Here is a 5062-nt window from a genome sequence, read left to right on the forward strand (position 1 = left end):
GCGCGAGCGCCGCGTCGAGCATGCCGGCCGATCGGGGCGCGGCCCCGCGAAAGCACCGCGCCCGCGCCCTCCCATTCACGGGAGCGGCGCGGGCGCGGGGTGAGGCTCCGGGCGCCGCGGCGCGGCGCGCGGCTTCGCTACTTGGCCATCCGGCGCTTCGCGTCGTCGACCTGGCTCTTCGCGACCGTGTCGGTCACGCCCTTCATCGCGACGGCGGCGGCGTACGCCTCCTTCGCCTTCGCCTTCTGCTTCGCGTCCTCGAAGAGGCGCCCGGCGCGGTACAGCGCCCGGGCGGCGACGTTCGCGTCGGCGGACGCGCACTTCTCGTCCTTGCCGAAGACGACGTAGCGCTCGGCGGCCGGCGCCAGCTTCTTCGCCATGTCGAGCTCGGAGGCGACGTTCTGGAGCGCCACGCAGCGGTTCGGCGACTCGGGGTTCTTCTGCAGGAACTCCTCGTACATCTTCGCCGCGCCCGTGTGGTCGTTCTTCTTCGACTTGTAGACGGCGAGGAGGAGCATGTTGTTCGGCGCGACCCTCGAGTCGCCGTACTCCTTCAGGATCCGCTCGCGGACCTCCGCGGCGCGCTCCACCTTGCCCGCCTTGTCCCACGCGACGGCGGCGTTGTGCAGCGCGTTCGCGGCGTCGCCTCCCTTCGGATCGGACGCGAGCTTCTCGAACGCCTGGGCGGCGTCCGCGGGCTTGCCCTCGTCGAGGAGCTTCTGCGCGGCGGCGAACTGGGTGCCCGCCTCGGCCCGGGAGAGCGACTCGGTCACCTTGGCGAAGCTCTCCTTCTCCTTCGGGTCGGTCGCCTTCTGCACCTGCGCCTCGACCAGCTGGCGGACGCGCGCGACCTCGGCCTGGTAGCCCGCCTCGTCGTTCGCGTAGAGGAAGGTCTGGAGGTACAGCGGGACGGCGCTCTCCAGCACGTCGGCCTCGTTCGGCCAGCGCTTCAGGATCTCGTCGAAGCGGTGGCGCGCGTCCTCCATGTTGTCGAACGCGTACTCCACCTCGGCGCCGATGAGCGCGAGCTGGGCGGGCGGGAGACCGCCACGGCGCTCGGCGGCGGGCTTCTTCAGCTCGGGGTCGGCGTCGAGGTTCTGCAGGTACACGTCGGTGGCGTCGACGAAGCGCTTCCACTCGCCCGGCGGGACGCGGGGCTTGAGCGGCTCGCCGCGGCGCTGATCGGCGTTCGCGAGCTTGATCGGCTCGAGCTGGTTCGCCTTCACCTTCTGGTTGGCCGCGTTGAGCCAGGCGCCGGCCGCGAGCCGTCCGGCGACAGCCTTGGACGCCGCGTCCGCCTCGGGGTCGGACGCGACCTTCTGGGCCTGCTCGGCGGCGCGCTCGAACTGCATGCCCTGCATGAGGAGCTCGGCGGCGCGGTAGCGCACCGGCATCCGCCACTCGGAGGACTGGAACTGGTCGGCGAACTGCACGTAGTTCTCGGCGGCGGTGGTCCACTCCGCGCGCGCCTGGTCCACGTTGCCGGACTGCTGGGCGACGAGCCCCCGCTCGTAGTGCGTGCGCGCGTCGCGGATCTTCCCGCGCTCGGCATCGTCGAGCTGGCTCTCGGCGGGGAGCTTGTAGGTCGCCGGGTAGAACCGCGAGGCCCGGCCCTTGCCGCCGCCGCCGCCGCCCGTCGCGCAAGCCGTGGCGAGAGCGATGAGGACGATCGAGATCCGCATCTTGGAAGTCATGTCGTGCACCTCTCTGGCTACCGTTTTGATCCGTGCCGCCCCGGGCTCGCCCGTCGCACGGCGCCCCTCCGAGACCGGTGCCGCCTCGCGGCGGGCGCAAGGCCCGGCCGACCGACGACGCGCACCTGCCGAACGAAGGTGGCGTAACATACCGCGCTCGGCGCGCGGCGCCTCGTTCCGTTTATCGCGTTCCCGCTCCTGCGGCACGCGCGATCCTCGGAGGCCGGAGGAGGACCGCCCCGACCGGTACGCGGCGCGGCGTACCGTCGCCGGTGACCGGGGCACGCGTACACGACGGGTCACGGCCGGGCAGGGTCGCCTTCGGCGGGAGCGCCCTCGGCGGCCGCCTCGCCCTCGACCACGAGCTCGAACCGGACCGCGGCGCGCTCCTCCTCCGCCTCCGGACCGCCGCGGTCGTAGGTGACGAGCGTGACGCGTGTGACCATCCCCGGCCGGGCGTCGAAGGCGTAGGACGAGCGAACGTCGAGCCGCCGAGGCGTGCCGTCCGGGCTCGAGCGCACGCGGTACACGAGCTCCGCGGAGACCCGGTGCGCGCCCGCGGCCACCCGTCGATCGAGGATCTCCGCCGCCACCCCTCGGGCGGTGGCCGTCGGCGGCGGCGCGTCGGGCGCCGCGCCGTCGAGCGCGTACGAGGCCGACTCGAGCGCGTAGGCGGGACCGAGCTCGTCGCGGTGGAGGAGCACGGCGCGCGTCCCCGCGGCGAGCTCCGCCCCCACCCGCTCGTAGAGATCCCGCAGCCGCGCGTTCGCCGGCGCGAGCTTGCCGTGCAGGCCCGAGACCCGCTCCTCGAGCGTGCGCACCGGGGGCGGGGCGTCCTGCGCGGTCACGAGCGCCGGGAGCGCGACGGCACCGAGGGCGATGAGGCACCGGACTCGCACCGCGTCGCTCCCCTCCCCGAGCCGAGCGCGCTCCGTTTCCGGGTCGCGTTCGACTCTGGGTCGTTATAGCACGCGGAGACCGCCCGGCCTCGGCTCCGGCGGGTGGAACGAGGGGCTAAGCGCCCCGCTTCAGCTCGGTCAGGACGAGCTTCGCGACCGCCTTGAGGGTGTCGAAGACGCCCACGCCGGTCGGCGCGACCGCCTGGTACTCGGGGACGCCGCGCGGGTTGATGAGCCGGCGCAGCTCGTCGACCGTGGCGACGTTCGGGAGGTCGCGCTTGTTGTACTGGACGACGTACGGGATCTTGTCGAGATCGTAGCCCTGCTCGCCGAGGTTCACGCGCAGGTTCTCGACCGACTCGAGGTTCGCCTCCATGCGCTCGATCTGCGAGTCGGCGACGAACACCACCCCGTCGACGCCCTTCAGGATGAGCTTGCGGGAGGCGTCGTAGAACACCTGGCCCGGCACCGTGTAGAGGTGGAAGCGGGTCTTGAAGCCGCGGATCTCACCGAGCGACAGCGGCAGGAAGTCGAAGAAGAGCGTCCGCTCCGTCTCGGTCGCGAGGGAGATCATCTTGCCCTTCGCGTCGGGGTTGGTCTTCGCGTAGACGTACTGGAGGTTCGTCGTCTTCCCGCAGAGACCCGGGCCGTAATACACGATCTTGCAGTTGATCTCGCGCGAGCTGTAGTTGATGAAGCTCATGATCACTCGCTGAAGAGGTTGTCGATGTCGTCGTCGGTGATCTCGGCGAACGGGCTCGCCGCGCCAGGCGCCGTCTGTTTCTTCGCGAGCCCGTCGAAGACCTTCCCGAGCTCCTCGCCGGCCTTCTTCACCCGGAGGCGCACGAGCCCCAGGGAGCTCTTCGCGTCGAAGATGACGACGAGCACCACCCGGCCGCCCACGATGCTCATGTGGAGCGACTCGCGCTCCCCCTCGTGGAACTGGTTCGGGAACTCCTTCTCGCCGATGAGCTTCGCGAGGCCGCCCATGGCGGCGACGTTCCCCGCGGTGAGCGAGGCGAGCGAGGTCGTGTCGAGGTTCTGCGCCTGTCCGCTCGAGGAGATGAGCTGACCGTTCTTGTCGACGAGGAAGACGACCTTGGCGTTCGCGTCGCGGGTGAGCCGATCGCAGATCCCGGCGATGAGCCGGAACTCCTCCTCGTACATCACCAAGCCGGAATTCATGCGCGCTGGGCTCCGCGAAGGTCCGAGTCCATGGCGAAATACCAGGGAACCTCGCCCCTTTCAATCCGGCGGCCACGGCGCCGCGAGCGGTGTAGCCGGCTGTCGCATGGTTCGACGGGCTCACCATGAGCGTACGTCGACCGGGCCCCGCACGAACCGAGCGATGCGCTCAGAGCTCGCGGCGACCGGCGAGCGCGCGCGCCAGCGTCACCTGGTCAGCGTATTCGAGATCACCGCCCATGGGAATTCCTTGAGCGATGCGGGAGACCTTCACCCCGAGCGGCTTCAGGAGCTTCGAGAGGTACAGCGCGGTCGCCTCTCCCTCGACGTCGGGGTTCGTGGCGACGACGATCTCGTCGGCGGGCTCGCGCTCGAGCCGCACGAGGAGCTCGCGGATCTTGAGCTCCGAGGGGCCGATCCCGTCGAGCGGCGACAGGGCGCCGTGGAGCACGTGATATCGGCCGCGGAACTCGTGGGTGCGCTCGATGGCGAGGAGGTCGGGGACGCCCTCGACGACGCAGATGACCCTGGGATCGCGCCGCGGGTCGGCGCAGACGGCGCACGGGTCCTTGTCCGTGAGCGTCTGGCAGCCCGAGCAGAGCCGGACGTCGCGGACCACCCCCGCGATGGCGCCGGCGAGCTCGCCCGCGTAGGCCGGACCGGCCTTGAGGATGTGGAACGCGAGGCGCTGGGCGGTCTTCTCGCCGATGCCCGGCAGCCTCGCGAGCTCCTTCACGAGCCGTGCGATGGGATCCGCGACCGCCATGGCTACCCGACGACCCCGGGGATCTTGATGCCGCCGGTCGCCTTGGACAGGTGCTCGTCGGCCGCGGCGCGCGCCTTCTCGACGGCGGCGTTCACGGCGGCGGTCAGGAGGTCCTCGAGCATCCCCTTGTCGGCGGGATCGACGGCCTTCGGGTCGACGACGAGGCGGGTCACCTCGCACTTCCCGTTCATGGTGACCTTCACGAGCCCCCCGCCGCTCTCGGCCTCGACCGAGACCCCGGCGAGCTGCTCCTTCGCGTCGGCCATCGCCTTCTCGAGCTTCTTGGCCTGACGCATGAGGTACTGGATGTCCATTCGTCGCTCCTGGAGCCGCTAGAGCTCCTCGATCTTCTCGATGCCGCCCTCGAGGATGCGCGCGGCCTCGCGGATGTTGGGGTGGTTCCGGGCGGCTTCACGGACGCTCGCGCTGCGCGCCTGGCGCTCGGCGGCCTCGGCCGCGGCGATCGACGCGGGGGGCGGCGCCGGGGCGCGCGCGTCCGGCGCGGCCTGCGGCGCGTC

General features: G+C 71.3%; 7 protein-coding genes. All 7 read right to left on the reverse strand.

From position 1 onward, the window contains the following. Positions 1-137: 137 nt before the first annotated feature. Positions 138-1694, reverse strand: coding sequence for a tetratricopeptide repeat protein (locus MNZ39_RS23160; RefSeq protein WP_242341456.1), 1557 nt, complete (start codon positions 1692-1694; stop codon positions 138-140). A gap of 299 nt (positions 1695-1993) precedes the next feature. Next, positions 1994-2593 carry a hypothetical protein gene (locus tag MNZ39_RS23165; protein ID WP_242341457.1) on the reverse strand — a complete coding sequence of 200 codons (600 nt, stop codon included), beginning with the start codon at positions 2591-2593 and terminating at the stop codon, positions 1994-1996. Between the two features lie 115 nt (positions 2594-2708). Further along, complete coding sequence (locus MNZ39_RS23170; RefSeq protein ID WP_242341458.1) at positions 2709-3296, reverse strand: ATP/GTP-binding protein; 588 nt, start codon at positions 3294-3296, stop codon at positions 2709-2711. Between the two features lie 2 nt (positions 3297-3298). Continuing rightward, positions 3299-3778 carry a roadblock/LC7 domain-containing protein gene (locus tag MNZ39_RS23175; RefSeq protein WP_242341459.1) on the reverse strand — a complete coding sequence of 160 codons (480 nt, stop codon included), beginning with the start codon at positions 3776-3778 and terminating at the stop codon, positions 3299-3301. 169 nt (positions 3779-3947) lie between these two features. Further along, a complete protein-coding gene (gene recR / locus MNZ39_RS23180; protein WP_242341460.1) occupies positions 3948-4544 on the reverse strand; it encodes a recombination mediator RecR in 597 nt (198 codons plus the stop codon). A 2-nt stretch (positions 4545-4546) separates the two neighbouring features. Further along, the gene (locus MNZ39_RS23185) at positions 4547-4858 is read right to left on the reverse strand and encodes a YbaB/EbfC family nucleoid-associated protein (protein ID WP_242341461.1); all 312 of its coding nucleotides are present in this window, start codon (positions 4856-4858) and stop codon (positions 4547-4549) included. A gap of 18 nt (positions 4859-4876) precedes the next feature. Beyond that, positions 4877-5062 (reverse strand): hypothetical protein (locus MNZ39_RS23190; protein ID WP_242341462.1); only part of this gene is annotated, 186 nt, incomplete at its 5' end.

The organism is Anaeromyxobacter sp. SG66 (assembly GCF_022690805.1).
Classification (GTDB): Bacteria; Myxococcota; Myxococcia; order Myxococcales; family Anaeromyxobacteraceae; genus Anaeromyxobacter; species Anaeromyxobacter soli.

Coding starts and splice junctions, on each gene's coding strand:
- MNZ39_RS23160 (WP_242341456.1), bottom strand. CDS start 1,694: ATGACTTCCAAGATGCGGATCTCGATCGTCCTCATCGCTCTCGCCACG.
- MNZ39_RS23170 (WP_242341458.1), bottom strand. CDS start 3,296: ATGAGCTTCATCAACTACAGCTCGCGCGAGATCAACTGCAAGATCGTG.
- MNZ39_RS23175 (WP_242341459.1), bottom strand. CDS start 3,778: ATGAATTCCGGCTTGGTGATGTACGAGGAGGAGTTCCGGCTCATCGCC.
- recR (WP_242341460.1), bottom strand. CDS start 4,544: ATGGCGGTCGCGGATCCCATCGCACGGCTCGTGAAGGAGCTCGCGAGG.
- MNZ39_RS23185 (WP_242341461.1), bottom strand. CDS start 4,858: ATGGACATCCAGTACCTCATGCGTCAGGCCAAGAAGCTCGAGAAGGCG.